Source organism: Variovorax sp. PBL-H6, assembly GCF_901827155.1.
GTDB lineage: Bacteria > Pseudomonadota > Gammaproteobacteria > Burkholderiales > Burkholderiaceae_C > Variovorax.
In genome coordinates, this window is sequence record NZ_LR594659.1 from 1,898,990 (window position 1) to 1,917,920 (window position 18,931).

The window sequence follows — 18,931 nt, forward strand, 5'->3', positions numbered from 1 at the left end:
GCACACCTTTCGGAATGAGCAGGCTCGGCGTACCGCCCGACCATGCGCTGCTGGCTGCCAAGCTCGCGCCGCGGCTGGAACTGGTCGCGCTGCAGCAGGGCCAGGTGGCGAGCGATGCCGAGCCCGGCGCTGTGGTCCAGGTCCAGAAGGTTGCGAATGATGTGCGCCTGCCCTCCCATATCGCACTGGAGCGCCAGCTGCCGGCCGGCTTGCCCGCTGCGGCGGCTGCGCCCGATGCGTCGGCGCCCCCTGCCGCGCGCCTGTCCCCGGCGGCCCGCCTGATCGGCGCCCTGCTGGCGGAGTGGCCGGACGCAGGGCCACTGCGCGCAACCGCGCCGCTGTGGCCTTCGGCACGGCAGCCGGCGAATGCCGCGAGCCTTGCCGCGGCGCTGACGCAGGCGGTAGACGGCAGCGGCCTGTTCTACGAATCGCATCTGCGCGAGTTCGTGTCTGGCACGCGCACGCTGGCGCAGTTGGCGCAAGAGCCGCAGGCGCGATGGGCCACGGGGGGTTCCCCGGCTGATCCACTGCAGCATGTCGCAAGGGCGGCGCAGGCAGCCGCCGCGGCGGTGCAGGTGCGGTCCGAGGCGATGCAAGCCGCCGTGCCCGCCGCAGCCCCGGTGTCCGCCGTGCCGATGCCCCTCACCGATGCGCTGCCAGCGGTCACCACTGCAGTGCCGGCGTCCAGGCCGGGCACTGCGGTGCCCACTGCCCCGATGTCGGCGCAGGGCGAGCCGGGTGCGCTCGGCCCGCAAGTGCCGGCGCCCCCGGTCACTCCGGGCTCCACCGATGCGGGCCCCTTGGCCGACGCTCAGCGCATGCGGGCGGCGTACCGGGCAGGCGAGGGCGCTTCGGCTGCCGCTGTCGAGCCCGACGCCGACGCACAGCGCGCGGAAGCGGCGGCTGTCCGCCAGGGCCCCGCGCCGGCCGTCCCGAGTGCGCTGCCCCAGGCTGCCGAGCTGATCCATCCGCAGGCCGCGATCGTGGTGCATCAGCAACTGGACCTGTTGGCGACCGCCGTGTTCCGCTGGAGCGGCCAGGCTTGGCCGGAGGTTCCGATGGACTGGTCGATCCAGCAGGAGGAAGGCCGGGCGCGCGACGACACCGCGCAGCAGCACGAAGCGCGGCGCTGGAGCACGACGGTCTCGCTGGACCTGCCGCGCCTCGGTCCGGTGGAACTGCGCCTGACGCTCGCCGGCGCCGCGGTGCAGGCGCAAGTGGTGGCAGGCCATGCCGCCACCGCCGGACGTCTGCGGGCCCATGGCGCGGCGCTCCAGGAGCGCTTCGACTCCGCAGGCCTGTGGCTCGAGCAGCTGCGCATCAGCGACAAGGAGGACCGATGAACGAGGTTCCGGACGATCGCCCGAGCGCGGTGGCCCTGTCCTACCTGGACAAGAAGCAGGCGCCGATCGTGGTGGCAAAGGGGTACGGCGTGGCGGCCGAATCGATCATGCGCGAGGCCCGCGAGAACGGGCTGTACGTCCATGCCTCGCCCGAACTGATCCGCCTGCTGATGCAGGTCGACCTGGACCGGCAGATCCCGCCGGAGCTCTACCTGGCGGTGGCCGAAGTCATGGCCTGGATCCATGGCCTGGAGCGGGCCGAGGCAGAAAACCGTATTGCACCGAGTTGAAGCGCCAACGTAATACTTTGGTGATCGAATTGATGTTCAGCCTTTGTTCATTTAAACCAACGTCGGGCTATTACTACTTTTTTCTAATCCGATTCGGCGAAGCAGTACTTATGAAAATGCATGAGTTCTTCTTAAAGCGCTTTCCTCCTCTCGGTGCCTCTGTAGGACTATTCGCACAGACTCTGTAATTTATTCCTCACTTCCACGCCCCAAAAGCTACAAAAGTTACATATCTGAAGCGTCCTGAATACACTTGAGGCTTGAATGAACGGAGTGCAAAAGTGGAAACGGACAAGGTGATAAACGGGGCAAGCGGCGAGATTTCGAAAGAAATTGGGGACATCAATCTCGCCTACATGCTCCTGGCCCAGAAACTCGTAAAACAGGACCGTGCGGCCGCGATGTTCAAGCTTGGCGTGAGCCGCGAACTCGCCGACATGCTGGCCGGCATGTCGCTGGCGCAGATCCTGAAGCTCGCAGCCTCCAACTTCCTGCTGTGCAGTTTCCGCATCGACGACCATCCGTCGATGTCGGCGGTGGTCGGCGACCAGAAGGACACCACGCTGCAGCAGGCGCACATGTCGATCCTGATGTCGGCCCGGCGCTTGCAGGTGCGTGAAGCCGGCATCGCGGCGTGAGCGCGACGGGCACCGGGCACATGACCCGCAAGAGCGTGCTGCGCGAGGTGCGCGAAGTACAACTTGCAATCGAACTGATCGAGCTCGGCGCCCGCCTCCAGTTCCTGGAGGCCGAGGTCGACCTGAGCCGCGAACGCCTGATCCGCCTCTACAAGGAACTCAAGGGCGTCTCGCCGCCCAAGGGATTGCTGCCTTTTTCCACGGATTGGTACATGACGTGGCTGGCCAATATTCATTCGTCGATGTTTTACAACATGCATCAATTCATGTTGACGCACGCGGACGAGAGCGGTTTGCAGGCACTCATCAAGAGCTATCGGCTCTACGTGGAGCAGATCGAATTGCAAGGCGGCGAAATCGTGCTGGATTTCACGCGCGCCTACACCATGGTGCGGTTTTTCGACAGCGACATGCTGCAGCTGAGTGCCTGCTGCCGGTGCGGCGGCAAGTTCGTCGCGCACGCCCACGACAGCAAGCATGGCTACGTGTGCGTGCTGTGCCGCCCGCCTTCACGCGCTGGCAAGCCGCGAGGCGCCAAGCGCGCTGCAGCGGGTGCTTCGAGCGAATCGGCACTTCAGAAACCGGCTTCCCCTGCCGATAGACCGGAAGCAGCGCCTGCAGCGAGGGCTCTGCAGGCGGCCCTGCCCTGACGGCAGGCACTGGATCGATGCCTTTGGCGGGCAAAAGGGGAAGCGCGTGCTGGTTCTGGTCGGGTATCTGGTAGTGGTGGGGGCCGTCTTCGGCGGCTATGCCTTGATGGGCGGCCACTTCGGCGTACTGTTCCAGCCGGTGGAGCTGCTGATGATCGGCGGTGCCGCCCTCGGCGCCTTCATCGCCGGCAACAACGGCAAGACCATCAAGGCCACCATCAAGGAGCTGCCGCTGCTCCTGCGTTCCTCCAAGCACAACCGGCAGCTCTACATGGACCTGCTCGCGCTGCTCTACGAGCTGCTGGCCAAGGCTCGCAAGGAAGGAATGATGAAGCTCGAATCCGATGTCGAGGCGCCCGCCTCGAGCGAGATCTTCGCGCGCTATCCGGACATCCTGGGCGACCCCAACATGATGGAGTTCCTCTGCGACTACCTGCGTCTGGTGATCAGCGGCAACACCGACGCCTTCGAGATCGAGGCGTTGATGGACCACGAAATCGAGACCATCAAGCATGAGGCCGAGGTCCCCAGCCACAGCCTCTCGCGCATCGCCGACGCGCTGCCCGCGCTGGGCATCGTGGCCGCGGTCATGGGCGTGGTCCATGCGCTGGGCTCGGCCGACCTGCCGCCTGCGGAAATGGGCGCGCTGATCGCCCATGCGATGGTCGGCACTTTTCTCGGCGTGCTGCTGGCCTACGGCTTCGTGTCGCCGCTGGCTTCGCTGATCGAACAGAAGGTGGCCGAGGCCATGAAGATGTACCAGTGCGCCAAGGTCACGCTGCTGGCCAGCCTCAACGGCTACGCGCCGCAGCTGGCGGTGGAGTTCGGCCGCAAGGTGCTGTTCTCGACCGAGCGGCCGACGTTCACCGAGCTCGACAGCCATGTGCGCGAAGTCAAGGCGCAGAAATGAAGCTCTCCCCCAGGTTGGCCCACTTCGTGTGGCCGCCCACCCCCTCACCGGGGGCAACACCAGCGGCCCGGCAAAGCCGGTTCCGCGGTGTTTCCCGAATCGCGGGCGCGGGTTCGTGCGTTGCGGGCGTTGCGGGCGGTGCGAAGCATGGTGGAGCACTGATATGGCAAGGGTAGGAGCATGAGCGCAGACAAGGGCCGCATCATCGTCAAGCGCGTCGCGGGTGACGGCGGCGGCGGGCATCATGGCGGCGGCTGGAAGATCGCCTATGCCGATTTCATGACGGCGATGATGGCCTTCTTCCTCGTGATGTGGCTGCTCTCCAATGCCTCGCCCAAGCAGCGAGAGGGCATCGCCGAGCATTTCCGCATGCCGCTGAAGGTGGCGATGAACGGTGGCGACAAGAGCGGCACCAGCAGCAGCGTCATTCCCGGCGGCGGCATGGATCCGACCACCCAGGTCGACGGCGAGGTCCGCCTGGCCCAGGCCGACATGGAAGACGAAGCCGATGCGGACCGCCTGACCAGCATGAAGAAGCGGCTGGACGACCTGATCGAGAACAGCCCCGTCTTCAAGCAGTTCCGCTCGCAGATCCTGATCGACATCACCACCGAAGGCCTGCGCCTGCAGATCGTGGACAACGAGAACCGCCCGATGTTCGACCTGGCCAGTGCCCGGCTGCTGCCGCACGTGCGCGGCATCCTTCGCGAAATCGGGCCCGTGCTCATGGAGCTGCCCAACAAGATCACGCTGTCCGGCCATACCGACGCCATCGTCTACACCAACGGCGACCGTTCCTACGGCAATTGGGAGCTGTCGGCCGATCGCGCCAACGCCTCGCGCCGCGAGCTGGTGATGGGCGGCATGGCGGAGGACAAGGTGATGCGCGTGGTCGGCCTGGCCGACAGCATGCACCTCGACAAGGCCGAGCCGCGCAACCCGATCAACCGCCGCATCAGCATCATCGTGCTCAACCACCGCACGCAGCAGCAGATCGAGCGCGAGAACGGCGGCGACGTGGCCGGCGGTGCCACGCGCGCCAGCCGGCTGCAAGGGCCTGCGCCCCTGCGCGTCGAGAACGTCAAGCTGACGGCGTACAAGGCGCCGCCGCAGCAGAACTAGCCCGGCCCGCAGAAGCCGGATCAAGGAGCACCCACATGGACCTCAGTCAATTCACACAAGCATTTTTCGTCGAGGCCGTCGAGCTGCTGGCGGAGATGGAGCAGCTGCTGCTCGAACTCGATGTCGCCACGCCCGATGCCGAGCAGCTCAATGCCATCTTCCGCGCGGCGCACTCCATCAAGGGCGGCGCGGCCACGTTCGGCTTCACTGCCCTGACCGACACCACGCACCTGCTGGAAACACTCCTGGACCGCGCGCGCCACGGCCAACTGAGCCTCAGCGCTCCCATGATCGATGCTTTTTTGGAAACGAAGGACGCCTTGCAAGAACAACTGACGGCCTACCAGGCGGGCAAAGAACCGGAGCCTGAGAGGGTGGCGCAGATCTGCGCCGTGCTGCAACAACTGGCGCTGGAGAACGGCGCCGCCGAGGCGGCGGTGCCGGCCCCGACCATTGCGCCCGCGCCGGCCCCGGTGGCCGCCGCGACCGCCGAGCCCGTGCCGCAAGGCGCACTGCGCGTCCGCTTCTCGGGCTTGTCCGACAGCGAGTGCGAGCTGCTCGCGGGCGAACTCGGCAACCTGGGCAAGCTGCTGTCGCGCACGCGCAGCGGCGACCAGTTGACGACGCTGCTCGAGACCACCTGCAGCCCCGACGACATCATTGCCGTGTGCTGCTTCGTCATCGACGAATCGCAGATCGACATCACGCGCGAGGCGGCCGCACCCGAACCCGCTGCGGCTCCCATCGCGCAGGCACCGGCCGCGACGCCGAAGGCAGCGCCGGTTGCCGGCGTGTCGGGCGCTCAGGCTGCCCCGGCCGCGCCCACCGTTCAGGCCGCCGCCGCGGCGAACGCCAAGGAGTCGAGCTCGATCCGCGTCGATGTGGAGAAGGTCGACCAGCTCATCAACCTGGTGGGCGAGCTCGTGATCACGCAATCGATGCTGACCCAGGCCGCGACCATGCTCGACCCCGTGGCCTACGAGCGCTTCCTGAGCGGCCTCGGCCACCTGGAGCGGAATGCGCGCGACCTGCAGGAGTCGGTGATGTCCATCCGCATGATGCCGATGGACTACGTGTTCAGCCGCTTCCCGCGCTTGATCCGCGACGTCAGCGCCAAGCTGGGCAAGCAGGTCCGGCTCGACACCTACGGCAAGGAGACCGAGCTCGACAAGGGCCTGATCGAGCGCATCGTGGATCCGCTCACCCACCTGGTGCGCAACAGCCTGGACCACGGCATCGAGACGCCCGAGCAGCGCCTGGCCAAGGGCAAGGACGCCACCGGGCAGCTGCTGCTGTCGGCCCAGCACCACGGCGGCAACATCGTGATCGAGGTCAGCGACGACGGAGCCGGACTCAACCGCGGCAAGATCCTGGCCAAGGCGCAGCAGCAGGGCATTGCGGTCAGCGACGGCATGCCCGACGACGAGGTGTGGCAGCTGATCTTCGCGCCGGGCTTTTCCACTGCCGAGCAGATCACCGACATCTCGGGCCGCGGCGTCGGCATGGACGTGGTCAAGCGCAACATCCAGGAGATGGGTGGCCACGTCGAGATCAGCTCTCGCGAAGGCCGCGGCACCACGACCCGCATCGTGCTGCCGCTGACGCTCGCCATCCTCAACGGCATGTCGGTCAAGGTCGGCGAAGAGGCCTACATCCTGCCGCTGAGCTATGTCATCGAGTCGCTGCAGCCCCTGGGGGAGCACCTGCATTCGATCACCGCCGACGGCCACGTGATCAAGGTGCGCGGCGAATACCTGCCGCTCATCGAGCTGCACCGCGTGTTCGACGTGGCCGGCGCGCAGACCCAGCCCACGCAGGGCATCCTGGTGATCGTGCAAGCAGACGACACGCGCTTCGCGCTGCTGGTCGACGAGCTGCTCGGCCAGCACCAGGTGGTGGTGAAGAACCTCGAGACCAACTACCGCAAGGTGCCCGGCATCTCCGCGGCAACCATCCTGGGCGACGGCAGCGTGGCTTTCATCATCGACGTCGGCGCCATGCCGCGCATCCAGCGGGCCCAGGCAGCCAGTGCCGCTGCGTTGGCGGGTGCCTCGAGGATGGACGCAATCGCAGCCTGAGAGCACCAGAGACCCACGCCATGCGCTTCGACCTATTCCGGCGGCATAAATCCGGCAACGTCCCCGCGTCCGGCCAGGCGCTTGCCGCTGCCGAACGCGACGCCAGCGGCTATGTGACCTACGCCCAACTGCTCGACGCGGGCAAGCGCGTCGTGGGCTATCGGCTCGCATGGCGCGCGGCCTCGCCGGACAACGCTGCGGATGCCCTCGCGCAGTTCAGGGCGCTGATGACCTGCGCCGGGACGCATCTCAACAGCCCCAGGACCGGATGGGCCCTCGGACGCACCTTGCTGTTCATCGACGTTTCCGCCGAGTCGATCGTGGCCGGCGAACTGCAGCTCCTGCCGCCCGAGAACGTCGTGCTGTGTGTCGAGCCCGATCTGCTGATGAACGAGGAGCTGCGTGCCATCGTGTTGTTCCTGCGGGAGCAGGGCTTCGGCTTCATGCTGTGCGGCGCCGACGCGTTGCCGCAGGAAGAGGAACTGTGCAGCCTCGTGACCCACTTCGACGTGGGTGCAGGCGACCGTGCGCTGGTGAGGCGGCTGCGCAGCGAGGCGCTTCCGGGCCGGCCGCCGTTGCAGCTGATCGTCACGCGCATGGACGAATGGAACGACTTCGAGGCGGCCGCGGCGCAGCGCCTGGAGGTGTTCGTCGATGGGCGGCACCTGCGGACCGACGCGCTCGCCGTGCCCGGCGAAGGCGCCATGCAGCCGGAGGCGATGCTGATCGTGCAGCTGATGCAGATGATCCAGCGCAACCAGGACGTGCGCGAGATCGAGGCCGTGCTCAAGCGCGACGCCGCGCTGACCTATCGGCTGCTGCGCTACATCAACTCGCCGGCCATCGGCGCAGGTGTCGAGATCCACTCGCTGCGGCATGCCGTGACCATGCTCGGCTACGCGCCGCTGTTCCGCTGGCTCTCGGTGCTGCTGGCCATGAGCAATGTCAAGGCCAGCCCGCCCTTCCTGATGAAGAAGGCCGTGCTGCGGGGCCGCTTCGTCGAGCTGATGGGCAGGGGCATGCTGCCGGCATCGGACGCCGACAACCTCTTCGTGGTGGGCATGTTCTCGCTCATCGACAGGCTGCTCGGCGTGCCTGTGCGGGAGGTGCTCGGCAAGGTTCAGCTCAGCGAGGCCGTCGAGCAGGCGATCCTGACACGCGAAGGTGCCTACGGGCCCTTTCTGGCGCTGGCCGAGAGCTGCGAGGAAGACGGCGCGCGCGCCGCAAGCATGGCAGAGGCGCTCTTCATGAGCGCGGAACAGGTCAACGCCGCGCACCTGTCGGCGCTCGCCTGGGCCCAGGACCTCGGCCCCGCCGAGGCGGCCTGAGCTGAAGCGAGTAGCAGGGCTTTCGGGCGCTTGATCGCCACATTGAAAAAGACATCCGCTATGTACATTGAAAGCCCAACCCCGGCGTCGCTCGTGAACTCCGAATTCCTCTTCACCGACCACGATTTTGCGAAGGTCCGCACGCTGATCCATCGCCGTGCGGGCATCGCCCTGGGCGAGCAGAAGCGCCAGATGGTCTACAGCCGGCTGTCGCGCCGTCTGCGCGAACTGCGGCTGCCCGAGTTCTCGCGCTACCTCGAGATGCTGGAGTCCAGCCATGACGGCGAGGAGTGGCAGGCCTTCATCAATTCGCTGACCACCAACCTGACCTCTTTCTTCCGAGAGCCGCACCATTTCCCGGTGCTGGCGGAGCATGCCAGGCGCTGCAAGCAGCCGGTCACCGTCTGGTGCGCAGCGGCATCGACGGGCGAGGAGCCGTACTCGATCGCCATCACGCTGGTCGAGGCCCTGGGCGAGCGCGCCGGCACGGCCCGCGTGATCGCCACGGACATCGACACGGCGGTGCTGGCCAAGGCCTCGACCGGCGTCTTCACGCTGGAGCAGATCAAGAGCCTGCCGGCCGAGCGGCTGCGCCGCTTCTTCAACAAAGGCACGGGCGCCAATGCGGGCAAGGTGCGGGTGCGGCCTGAGCTCGCGGCGATGGTGCGGTTCGAGCGGCTCAACCTGCTGGACCCGGTGTGGCCGGTGAAGGAGGCGGTGGACGCGATCTTCTGCCGCAACGTGATGATCTATTTCGACAAGCCGACGCAAAGGCGCATCCTCGATCGCTTCGAGCCGCTGCTCAAGGCGCAGGGGCTGCTGTTTGCGGGGCACTCGGAGAATGCCTCGCTGGTGAGTCCGAGCTTCAAGGCCATTGGGCAGACGGTCTATGAGGTGAATCGGAAGGTGAGGCCATGAGTGATTCGTGGCGGTTCGAAGGCGCTTCTGTCTTGCTTCCTCTCCGTTTGGGAGAGGGGTGGGGTGAGGGCACTTTGCTTTCTGTTTGTACGTTGCGCTTGGTTGGAGGCCGGAGCCGGGGGTTCGTCCCGGCGGCCGAGTCACTTTCTTTTGCTTCGCCAAAAGAAAGTAACCAAAGAAAAGGCGACCCCACTGCGCGTGTCCCTCCGCTTCGCTGCGGGCAACCTGCGGTGCTCGCTTTTCGCGGGGTCCGCGCAAACTCGCTTCGCTCAAACACGCGCGGCCCTTATCCGCGAAAAGCTCCGCTCCTCGGCACGCGCAGAGGGGAGGGGGGACCGCTCGGGCCATTGCTTCGCTCGGCCAACAACAGCCTCGCTGCGCGAGGCCTGGAAGAAGTGCAAGAGCGTGCGCGTGTGGCAGTACATGCGCACGAGCACGAGCACGAGCACGAGCACGAGCACGAGCACGAGCACGAGCACGAGCATGGGCGTGTGCGCGTGTGTGACTATGAGCGTATGCGCGAGCATGAGCGCGAGCGAGGACCAGGAGCTCACGCCCAACTGCATTCCACACAAGGACGCGCCATGGCGCGTTGGAGTTCAAATCCCCTCTGGCCGCGCCGAGGAGCGGAGCTTTTCGCGGATCAGGGCCGCGCGTGTTTGAGCGAAGCGAGTTTGCGCGGACCCCGCGAAAAGCGAGCACCGCAGGTTGCCCGTAGCGAAGCGGAGGGTCGCGGCCAGTGGGGTCGCCTTTTCTTTGGTTACTTTCTTTTGGCGAAGCAAAAGAAAGTGACTCGGCTGCCGGGACGACGCCCCGGCTCCGGCCTCAACACAAGCGCAAGGTACGAATTAAGCGCCCGGTGCCCTCACCCCAACCCCCTCCCGGAGGGAGATGGAGCAAGGCCCAACCCTCCCCGAGAGGTAGAGGAAGCAAGACCGGAGCCTTCGCCATGAGCGCAGCAGTTCCCGGCGCGATCGCCAGCCACCACTACTTCGACCGAGACTTCGACCGCATGGCTGTCAAGCTCCTGCCCTCGGAGTACTACGTCACCGCCGTCGACACGGTAATGACCACGGTCCTGGGCTCCTGCGTGGCTGCCTGCCTCATCGACCGCGACGCCGGCGTGGCCGGCATGAACCACTTCATGCTGCCGGAAGACGGCGAGCCGGGCACCCGCGGCCAGGCCGAGTCGATGCGCTACGGCGCCTACGCCATGGACGTGCTGATCCGGGAGCTGCTTCGCGCCGGCGCACGGCGCGACCGCCTGCAGGCCAAGGTCTTCGGCGGCGCCGCGGTACTCGCCAACATGACCACCCTGAACATCGGCGATCGCAACGCCGACTTCGTGCTGCGCTACCTGGAAACCGAGCGGATCACCGTCGCGGCCCAGGACCTTCGCGGCCCGCATGCCCGCCGCGTGTGCCTGTTGCCGCACAGCGGCAAGGCGGTGGTGCGCAAGCTGCGGGCCCAGGTCGACGTGCAATCCGTGCAGCGCGAGGAGGGCGAGCTGCTGCGCAAGCTCGCCGCCGTCAACAAGAGCAAGGGGAGTTGCCTGTCGTGAAGAAAATCAAGGTCCTGTGCGTCGACGATTCCGCGCTGATCCGCAGCGTGATGACCGAGCTCATCAACAGCCAGAACGACATGACGGTCGTCGGCACCGCCGCCGACCCGCTGGTGGCGCGCGACCTCATCAAGCAGACCAACCCCGACGTGCTGACGCTGGACGTCGAGATGCCGCGCATGGACGGCCTCGAGTTCCTCGAGAAGCTGATGCGCCTGCGGCCGATGCCGGTCGTGATGGTGTCGTCGCTGACCGAGCGCGGCTCCGAGATCGCGCTGCGCGCGCTGGAGCTGGGCGCGATTGACTTCGTCACCAAGCCGCGGCTGGGGGTGCGCGACGGCCTGATCCAGTACACCGAGCACATTGCCGGCAAGATCCGCGCCGCCGCGCAGGCGCGGCTGCTGCCGAGCCGCCCGGCTGCGGCGCGGCTGGCCGCCGAGACCCCCCACGAGCCGCTGCTGCGAAGTCCGCTGCTCTCGACCGAAAAGCTGATCATCATCGGCGCCTCCACCGGCGGGACCGAGGCCATCCGCGAGGTGCTGCAGCCGCTGCCGCCCGACGCACCGGCGGTGCTGATCGCGCAGCACATGCCGCCCGGATTCACGCGCTCCTTCGCGCAGCGGCTGGACGGGCTGTGCCGCATCCACGTGAAAGAGGCCGAGCAGGGCGAGCGCGTGCTGCCGGGCTATGCCTACATCGCGCCGGGCGGCTGGCACCTCGCGCTGGGCCGCAGCGGCGCCAACTACGTGGCCCAGCTCAACCAGGAGCCGCCGGTGAACCGGCACCGGCCCTCGATCGACGTGCTCTTCGACTCGGCGGCCCGGCACGCGGGCAAGAACGCGATCGGGATGATCCTCACCGGCATGGGCCGCGACGGCGCCGAGGGCCTGCTGCGCATGAAGCAGGCCGGCGCCCACACGCTGTCGCAGGACGAGGCGAGCTGCGTGGTCTACGGCATGCCCCGCGAGGCCGTGCTGCTGGGTGCTGTCGACGAGGTGGCGCCCCTGAACGAGATGAGCCGCCGGGTGCTCGCGCACCTGCGCACCTTCGGCGAACGCACCAACCGTGTGTGACGCCGGTTTGAATCTGAACCATCGAAGCTGGAGAAATCGTGATCGACAAGAGCATCAAAATTTTGGTTGTGGATGACTTCCCGACCATGCGCCGCATCGTGCGCAACCTGTTGAAGGAGCTGGAGTTCCTCAACGTCGACGAGGCCGAGGACGGTGCCGCCGGCATCGAGAAGCTGCGCGGCGGCGACTTCGGCTTTGTCGTGTCGGACTGGAACATGCCCAACATGGACGGCCTGACCATGTTGAAGGCCATTCGCGCCGACCCGGACCTGGCCAAGCTGCCGGTGCTGATGGTCACGGCCGAGGCGAAGAAGGAGAACATCATTGCCGCGGCGCAGGCCGGGGCGAACGGCTATGTGGTCAAGCCCTTCACCGCTGCCACGCTCGAGGAAAAGCTCAACAAGATCTTCGAGAAGATCCAGAAAGAGAGCGTTTGAGATGAGCGCCAGCACGCCGGAAGCCGCGGAAAAAGGCAACACGCACGAAGAGCTCCTCGGCCGCATCGGCCAGCTGACGCGGCAACTGCGCGAAGGCCTGCGCGAGCTGGGTCTCGACAAGCAGGTCGAGCGCGCGGCGCAGGCCATTCCCGATGCGCGCGACCGCCTCAACTACGTGGCCACCATGACGGAACGTGCCGCGCACCGCGCGCTGAACGCGATCGATGCCGCGCAGCCGATGCAGGAGGCGTTGTCGAGCGGAGCGAAGGAACTGAGCGGGCGCTGGGACCAGTGGTTCGCCAACCCGATCGAGCTGGACCAGGCGCGCGGCCTGGTGATGGACACGCGCGGCTACCTGCAGCAGGTGCCGGAGCGCGCCAGCGCCATCAACACCCAGTTGATGGAAATCATGATGGCGCAGGACTTCCAGGACCTGACGGGCCAGGTCATCAAGAAGATGATGGAAGTGGTCAACGACGTCGAGACCCAGCTGCTGCAGGTGCTGATCGACAACTCGCCGATGGAGAAGCGGCCGGAGCTCGCCCTGGTCCAGGCCAACGGCCTGATGAATGGGCCGCAGATCAAGGCCGACAACCCAGAGGCGGTGACGGACCAGGCACAAGTCGACGATCTGCTCGAAAGCCTGGGGTTCTAAGGCCCGAGTTGGAGGGCAATCCGGGCCCTGATCGAAGGATTGTTTCGAGGGTCCGAATCCAATAATCAGCCACGACTCGGCGATGTTCGCCGATGCTCTCCCGGAGCATGAATGGCTGAAGAAAGCGATCTCGAAAAGACAGAACCCGCCTCGCCGCGGCGCCTCGAGAAGGCGCGCGAAGAAGGCAACGTGGCCCGCTCCCGCGAGCTGGTCACCTTTGTTCTGCTCGGTACGGCGGTCGCCGGCCTGTGGGCGCTGTCCGGGCCGCTGGGCCGGCATTTCCAGGCGACGTTCAGCCACGGCCTGCGCTTCGAGCGTGCGGCGGCCTTCGACACTTCCTTCATGCTGACGCAGGCCGGGCTGCTCGCGATGCAGGCGTTGATCGCCACCGCGCCGCTGATGGGCATGCTCGTCCTGGCCGCGCTGGTGGCGCCGCTGATGCTCGGCGGCTGGCTGTTCTCGACCCAGGCGCTGGGCCCCAAGTTCGGCAAGCTCGATCCCATCGCGGGCGTCAAGCGCCTGTTCTCGACCCAGTCGCTGGCCGAGCTGTTCAAGGCACTGGCCAAGTCGCTGCTGATCGGCGGCGTGGCCTGGATGGTGATCATGGGCGACATGGACGAGGTCAACGCGCTGATGGCCCAGTCCGAGCGCGCCGCGCTGCCGCAGATGATCATGCTGGTGGCGCACAACTGCGCGCTCATCACCGCCGCGCTGCTGCTGATCGCGCTGGTCGACGTGCCCTGGCAGCTGTGGAGCTACTACCGCAAGCTGCGCATGTCGCGCGAGGACCTGCGCCAGGAGCACAAGGAGAGCGAAGGCGATCCGCACATCAAGGCGCAGATCCGCCGCCAGCAACAGCAGATGGCCAGGCGCCGCATGATGTCCGAGGTGCCCAAGGCCGACATCGTGGTCACCAATCCCACCCATTTCGCGGTCGCGCTCAGGTACGTCGACGGCGACATGCGCGCGCCGCGCGTCGTGGCCAAGGGCACGGATGCCGTGGCCGAGCGCATCCGCGATCTCGCCCGTGAGAACAAGGTCGCGATCCTCGAGGCGCCGCCGCTCACGCGCGCGCTCTACAAGAACACCCGCCTGGGCGACGAGATTCCCGCCGGCCTCTACACCGCGGTGGCCGAGGTGCTGGCCTGGGTCTACAGGCTCAAGCGCTGGCAGGCCGAGGGCGGCGAGGCGCCACGCACGCCGGGCGATCTGCCCATTCCGCAGGAACTCGAATACAACTTGCAAGCCGCATGAACGCGATAGCCACCTTCCTGCGGCTGCCGCCGCAGAGCCTCTCGGGCGCTCACATGAAGGGCCTGGCCGGCCCCATTCTCATCATCATGATCCTGAGCATGATGGTGCTGCCGCTGCCGGCCTTCCTGCTGGACCTGCTGTTCACCTTCAACATCGCGATGTCGGTGATGGTGCTGCTGGTGAGCATGTACACCATGAAGGCGCTGGACTTCGCAGCCTTCCCGGCGGTGCTGCTGTTCTCCACGCTGCTGCGCCTGTCGCTGAACGTGGCCTCCACCCGCGTGGTGCTGATGCACGGCCACACCGGCCCGGACGCGGCCGGCAAGGTGATCGAGGCCTTCGGGCATTTCCTGGTGGGCGGCAACTTTGCGGTTGGCGTGATGGTCTTCATCATCCTGGTGCTGATCAACTTCATGGTCATCACCAAGGGCGCGGGCCGCATTGCCGAGGTCGGCGCGCGCTTCATGCTCGACGCGATGCCCGGCAAGCAGATGGCAATCGACGCCGATCTGAACGCCGGGCTGATCGGCGAGGACGTGGCGCGCAAGCGGCGCACCGAGGTCGCGCAGGAAGCCGACTTCTACGGCTCCATGGACGGTGCCAGCAAGTTCGTGCGCGGCGACGCCATCGCGGGGCTGCTGATCATGGTCATCAACATCATCGGCGGCCTGGTGGTGGGCGTGGTGCAGCACGGGCTCGACTTCTCGACCGCCGGCACGACCTACACGCTGCTGGCCATCGGCGACGGCCTGGTGGCGCAGATTCCGGCGCTGGTGATCTCGACCGCGGCCGGCGTGATCGTCTCGCGCGTGACCACTGACGAAGACGTGGGGCGACAGCTCACCGGCCAGCTCTTCTCCAATCCGCAGGTGCTGTTCCTCACGGCCGCGATCATCGGCCTGATGGGCATGATCCCCGGCATGCCGAACCTGGCCTTCCTGCTGATCGCGGGCGGGCTGGCCTGGTTGGGCCGCCGGCTGCTGCTGCGCGCGCCGCAGAAGGCGGCCGAGCAGGCAGCGGCTTCCAATGCCGCTGCCTCCGCGCCGGCACCCGAGGGGGCCGAAGCCACCTGGGACGACGTGGCGCTGGTCGACCCGCTGGGCATGGAAGTCGGCTACCGGTTGATCCCGCTGGTGGACCAGTCGCAGCAGGGTGAACTGCTGGGCCGCATCAAGAGCATCCGCAAGAAGATCGCGCAGGAGCTGGGCTTCCTCGTGCCGGTGGTGCACATTCGCGACAACCTCGAGATCCAGCCCAACAGCTACGTCATCCGCCTCAAGGGCGTGGAGATCGGGCGCGGCGAGGCCTACCCGAACCAATGGATGGCGATCAATCCCGGCCAGGTCACGGGCACGCTGCCGGGCACGCCGACGCAGGACCCGGCCTTCGGCCTGCCCGCGGTGTGGATCGACGCCGCCCAGCGCCAGCAGGCGCAGGTCCTCGGCTACACGGTCGTCGATGCCTGCACGGTGATGGCCACGCACCTCAACCACCTGATCCAGATGCATGCCGCCGAGCTGCTGGGCCGCCAGGAAGTGCAGCAGCTGCTGGACCAGGTCGGCAAGACCGCGCCCAAGTTGACGGAGGACCTGGTGCCCAAGGTGCTCTCGCTGAGCACGCTGCACAAGGTGCTGCAGAACCTGCTCGAGGAAGAAGTGCCGATCCGCGATATGCGCACCATCCTCGACGTGATGGCCGAGCATGCGCCGGCCGTCAAGGACGCCACCGAGCTGACCTCGCTCACGCGCCTGGCGCTGGGCCGCGCCATCGTGCAGCAGCTGTTCCCGGGCGACGCCGAGCTGCAGATCGTCGGACTCGACGCCACGCTCGATGGCGTGCTGCAGCAGGCCATGACCAACAACAGCGGCATCGAGCCGGGCCTGGCCGACAACCTGCTCACGCAGACGCAGGCGGCCATCGCGCGCCAGGAGCAGATGGGGCTTGTGCCGGTCCTGGTCGTGCAGCACTCGCTGCGCGTGCTGCTTTCTCGCTTCCTGCGGCGCAGCCTGCCGCAGCTCAAGGTGCTCTCGCATGCCGAGATCCCTGATTCCCGCCGCATCAAGATCACCGCCACCATCGGAGGAAGAGTTTGAACATCATCACGGACGTGCGCAGTGCCGCACGCAAGTTCGTCGCGGCCACCAGCCGCGAAGCCCTGCGGCTCGCCCGCGAAGCCCTGGGTTCGGAGGCGATGGTGCTGACCAATCGCGTCGTCGCCGACGGCGTCGAGATCGTCGCCATGGCGCCGGAGGAAATGGAACAGGTCGCGGAGCATGCGGTGCCTGCCGCGACGCCGGCGTCGTCCGCCGCGGTCGATGTGCGGGCGTCGTCCGCCGAGAAGCCCGCGCCCGCGTCGTTGGTTGCGGCGTCTGCACCAATGGCCACCGCCGCAATGCCTGCGCCGATGCCGGTGCCGTCGATGCCGTCGATGCCGCCGATGCCCTTCATGCCTTCATTGCCCTCGCGTCCGGCGGTGCCCGTCACCCCGCTGCTGCAGCAGGCCCTGCCCGCTGCGCCCGCCACGGCCTTCGCACCGGCGAGTGAAGCCCCGGCTGCCGCCAAGCTGCACGCCGACCCGGTGCTCAGCGAGCTGCACTCCATGCGCGGGATGATCGAGGAACAACTGGCCACCGTCGTGTGGAACGACCGCCAGCGCCGGGACCCGATGCGCGGACGCCTGCTGCACACGCTGCTGGGCGCCGGCTTCAGTGCCCGCCTGGCCAAGGCCATGCTGGAGCACCTGCCGGCCAACCAGAGCTACGCCCAGGGCATGGCCTTCGTGCGCTCGGAGCTGGTTCGTACCGTGCCGGTCATGGAAGACGAGGATGCGCTGCTGGCCCAGGGTGGCGTCTATGCGCTGATGGGCCCCACGGGCGTCGGCAAGACCACCACCACCGCCAAGCTCGCGGCACGCTGCGTGATGCGCTTCGGCGCGGACAAGCTGGCACTCGTGACCACCGACAGCTATCGCATCGGCGCCTACGAGCAGTTGCGCATCTACGGTCAGATCCTCAACGTGCCGGTCTACGCGGTGAAGGACGCGACCGACCTGCAACTGGTGCTCAACGACCTGCGCAACAAGCACATGGTGCTCATCGACACCGTCGGCATGAGCCAGCGCGACCGCGCCGTCTCGGAGCAGATCGCCATGCTCGGCAGCAGCCCGCGGCCGGTGAAGCGGCTGCTGCTGCTCAACGCGGCCAGCCATGGCGACACGCTCAACGAGGTGGTGCATGCCTATCGGCACGGTGATGCGAGCAACGGCAACGCGCTGGCAGGCTGCATCTTCACCAAGGTGGACGAGGCCACGCACCCCGGTGCGCTGATCGACACCGTGATCCGCCATCGGTTGCCGGTGCATTACGTTTCCAGCGGCCAGAAGGTGCCGGAAAACCTCGCGCCGGCCGACCGCTTCGCCCTGGTCGACAGCGTGTTCCAGGCCAAGGCGCCGAGCGCGCTCTTCGTGCCCGGCGAAAGCGACCTGCAGGACAGGCCTGCCGACGCGGAGGACGCGTCGGAAGTGGCGCAGGCGCAGGCCGAGACCGAGCGCCTGCGTTTGAAGTACCAGCAGCTGATCCATGCCATGGCCCATGACGCGCAGGAGGTGGCCTGGGCCGCCAAGGCGCTGGCCGATGCCGACCTGGGCTTCGACGCGGCGCGCGAGCTGTGGCGCATGGCGTCCGACGAGAACGTGCTGCACAAGACCGTGCTGCAGTCGCTCAAGGCCCATGCGTGGAGCGAGGTCGCCACCGGCTGCGATCGCCATGTGCTGGCGCTCGGCGGGCAGCTCGGCCTGAAGTCGAACGAGGGCGGCGATGCTTACGGATGCGAGAGCAGCTTGCTGCTGTCGGATCGTGACGGCGGGCCGCTGGCCGCGCCGAACCAGTGGCTCTCCACCGCCGGTGCAGGCGCCGCGCCTGCCGCTGCGGCGCGCAGGGCCGGGCTGCGCCCGCTGCAGTGGGTGGCGCAGCAGGACTTCGGCAAGCCGGTGGTGCATGTGTTGCCGCGCCTGCCCGCCATCGAATTCATGGGCGAGCTCCAAACCCGCGGACTCGCGTGGCTGGCGCGTGCGCCGGGCTCGACCGCCATCGTCGACGCGGCGGGCGGCCGCGGCACGCTGGCCCGCCTGGCACTGTCGTTCGGCGAGGCGCACCCCGTGCGCTTCAAGGGCAAGCCCGCGCTGCAGGCCGAAGCCCACGCCGAGGTGCTGCTGCGCGGCGAGCACGGGCTGCCTGCGCTGCGCTGTGTCGTGACGCGCGTGATGGAGCCGAAGAGCCGCAAGATCCTGGCGCAGGGCTATCTGCTGTCGAACATCGGCAGCGAGGTCGATGCGGCACAGCTTGCGCAGTGGCAGACCTGGGCCGCGGAAGCCGAGCCTTGCTTCCGGCTGATCCGCCAGGGCCTGCAACTGGTGGGCGGCATGGGCGAGTTGGGCGATCCGCACATGATGAAGCGCGTGCTGATTGCCGGGCAGGCGAGCACCACCGTGTGGCGCCTGCTGCACGCGCAAGGCGAATGGGCGGGCCGCACCCGTTCGCTGCTGAGCCAGCTGACCGGCCGGCGCCTGCGGCCCGACCGCGCGCCCTCGGGCAACGTGCTCTACGAGGGCGTGGCCAAGATGTTCCTGTTGCTGGAGGCGCTGGGTACATGAGCCGAACGGCCGCTCCGAAGGCG

Annotated in this window: 17 protein-coding genes; 16 read left to right on the forward strand and 1 reads right to left on the reverse strand. The window is 67.3% G+C overall.

Annotated elements, in window-relative coordinates:
- The first annotated feature begins 14 nt into the window (after positions 1-14).
- From fliK to G3W89_RS09120, 9 genes are all read left to right on the forward strand, one after another.
- On the forward strand, positions 15-1,343 hold the full coding sequence (gene fliK, locus G3W89_RS09080) for a flagellar hook-length control protein FliK (protein ID WP_162573771.1): 1,329 nt from the start codon (positions 15-17) through the stop codon (positions 1,341-1,343).
- Positions 1,340-1,633, forward strand: coding sequence for an EscU/YscU/HrcU family type III secretion system export apparatus switch protein (locus tag G3W89_RS09085; RefSeq protein ID WP_162573772.1), 294 nt, complete (start codon positions 1,340-1,342; stop codon positions 1,631-1,633). Before fliK ends, G3W89_RS09085 begins: the two co-directional genes overlap by 4 nt.
- A gap of 281 nt (positions 1,634-1,914) precedes the next feature.
- Entirely contained in the window at positions 1,915-2,271 is a 357-nt protein-coding gene (flhD, locus tag G3W89_RS09090) for a flagellar transcriptional regulator FlhD (RefSeq protein WP_162573773.1), read from the forward strand.
- Positions 2,272-2,291: 20 nt separating this feature from the next.
- Positions 2,292-2,921, forward strand: a complete 630-nt coding sequence (gene flhC / locus G3W89_RS09095) for a flagellar transcriptional regulator FlhC (protein WP_162573774.1) — start codon at positions 2,292-2,294, stop codon at positions 2,919-2,921.
- Positions 2,922-2,967: 46 nt separating this feature from the next.
- Positions 2,968-3,831, forward strand: a complete 864-nt coding sequence (gene motA / locus G3W89_RS09100) for a flagellar motor stator protein MotA (RefSeq protein WP_162573775.1) — start codon at positions 2,968-2,970, stop codon at positions 3,829-3,831.
- A 180-nt stretch (positions 3,832-4,011) separates the two neighbouring features.
- Positions 4,012-4,953: a flagellar motor protein MotB gene (gene motB, locus G3W89_RS09105; RefSeq protein ID WP_162573776.1), complete on the forward strand. Its 942-nt coding sequence runs from the start codon at positions 4,012-4,014 to the stop codon at positions 4,951-4,953.
- A gap of 35 nt (positions 4,954-4,988) precedes the next feature.
- Positions 4,989-7,031, forward strand: coding sequence for a chemotaxis protein CheA (gene cheA, locus G3W89_RS09110; RefSeq protein ID WP_162573777.1), 2,043 nt, complete (start codon positions 4,989-4,991; stop codon positions 7,029-7,031).
- Positions 7,032-7,051: 20 nt separating this feature from the next.
- A complete protein-coding gene (locus G3W89_RS09115; RefSeq protein ID WP_162573778.1) occupies positions 7,052-8,359 on the forward strand; it encodes an EAL and HDOD domain-containing protein in 1,308 nt (435 codons plus the stop codon).
- 60 nt (positions 8,360-8,419) lie between these two features.
- The gene (locus G3W89_RS09120; protein ID WP_162573779.1) at positions 8,420-9,277 is read left to right on the forward strand and encodes a CheR family methyltransferase; all 858 of its coding nucleotides are present in this window, start codon (positions 8,420-8,422) and stop codon (positions 9,275-9,277) included.
- A gap of 269 nt (positions 9,278-9,546) precedes the next feature.
- On the opposite strand, the gene G3W89_RS09125 is transcribed toward G3W89_RS09120, so the two are convergent.
- Positions 9,547-9,831 carry a hypothetical protein gene (locus G3W89_RS09125; RefSeq protein WP_162573780.1) on the reverse strand — a complete coding sequence of 95 codons (285 nt, stop codon included), beginning with the start codon at positions 9,829-9,831 and terminating at the stop codon, positions 9,547-9,549.
- 395 nt (positions 9,832-10,226) lie between these two features.
- On the opposite strand from G3W89_RS09125, the gene cheD reads away from it, so the two are divergent.
- From cheD to flhF, 7 genes are all read left to right on the forward strand, one after another.
- A complete protein-coding gene (gene cheD / locus G3W89_RS09130) occupies positions 10,227-10,838 on the forward strand; it encodes a chemoreceptor glutamine deamidase CheD (RefSeq protein ID WP_162573781.1) in 612 nt (203 codons plus the stop codon).
- Positions 10,835-11,911, forward strand: coding sequence for a protein-glutamate methylesterase/protein-glutamine glutaminase (locus G3W89_RS09135; RefSeq protein WP_162573782.1), 1,077 nt, complete (start codon positions 10,835-10,837; stop codon positions 11,909-11,911). Before cheD ends, G3W89_RS09135 begins: the two co-directional genes overlap by 4 nt.
- Before the next feature lie 38 nt (positions 11,912-11,949).
- Complete coding sequence (gene cheY, locus G3W89_RS09140; protein ID WP_162573783.1) at positions 11,950-12,348, forward strand: chemotaxis response regulator CheY; 399 nt, start codon at positions 11,950-11,952, stop codon at positions 12,346-12,348.
- Position 12,349: 1 nt separating this feature from the next.
- Complete coding sequence (cheZ, locus tag G3W89_RS09145) at positions 12,350-13,003, forward strand: protein phosphatase CheZ (RefSeq protein ID WP_162573784.1); 654 nt, start codon at positions 12,350-12,352, stop codon at positions 13,001-13,003.
- 111 nt (positions 13,004-13,114) lie between these two features.
- Complete coding sequence (gene flhB / locus G3W89_RS09150; protein WP_162573785.1) at positions 13,115-14,257, forward strand: flagellar biosynthesis protein FlhB; 1,143 nt, start codon at positions 13,115-13,117, stop codon at positions 14,255-14,257.
- The gene (flhA, locus tag G3W89_RS09155) at positions 14,254-16,350 is read left to right on the forward strand and encodes a flagellar biosynthesis protein FlhA (RefSeq protein ID WP_162573786.1); all 2,097 of its coding nucleotides are present in this window, start codon (positions 14,254-14,256) and stop codon (positions 16,348-16,350) included. The genes flhB and flhA overlap by 4 nt, the downstream gene beginning before the upstream one ends.
- Positions 16,347-18,908, forward strand: coding sequence for a flagellar biosynthesis protein FlhF (gene flhF / locus G3W89_RS09160; protein WP_162573787.1), 2,562 nt, complete (start codon positions 16,347-16,349; stop codon positions 18,906-18,908). Before flhA ends, flhF begins: the two co-directional genes overlap by 4 nt.
- Positions 18,909-18,931: the final 23 nt, after the last annotated feature.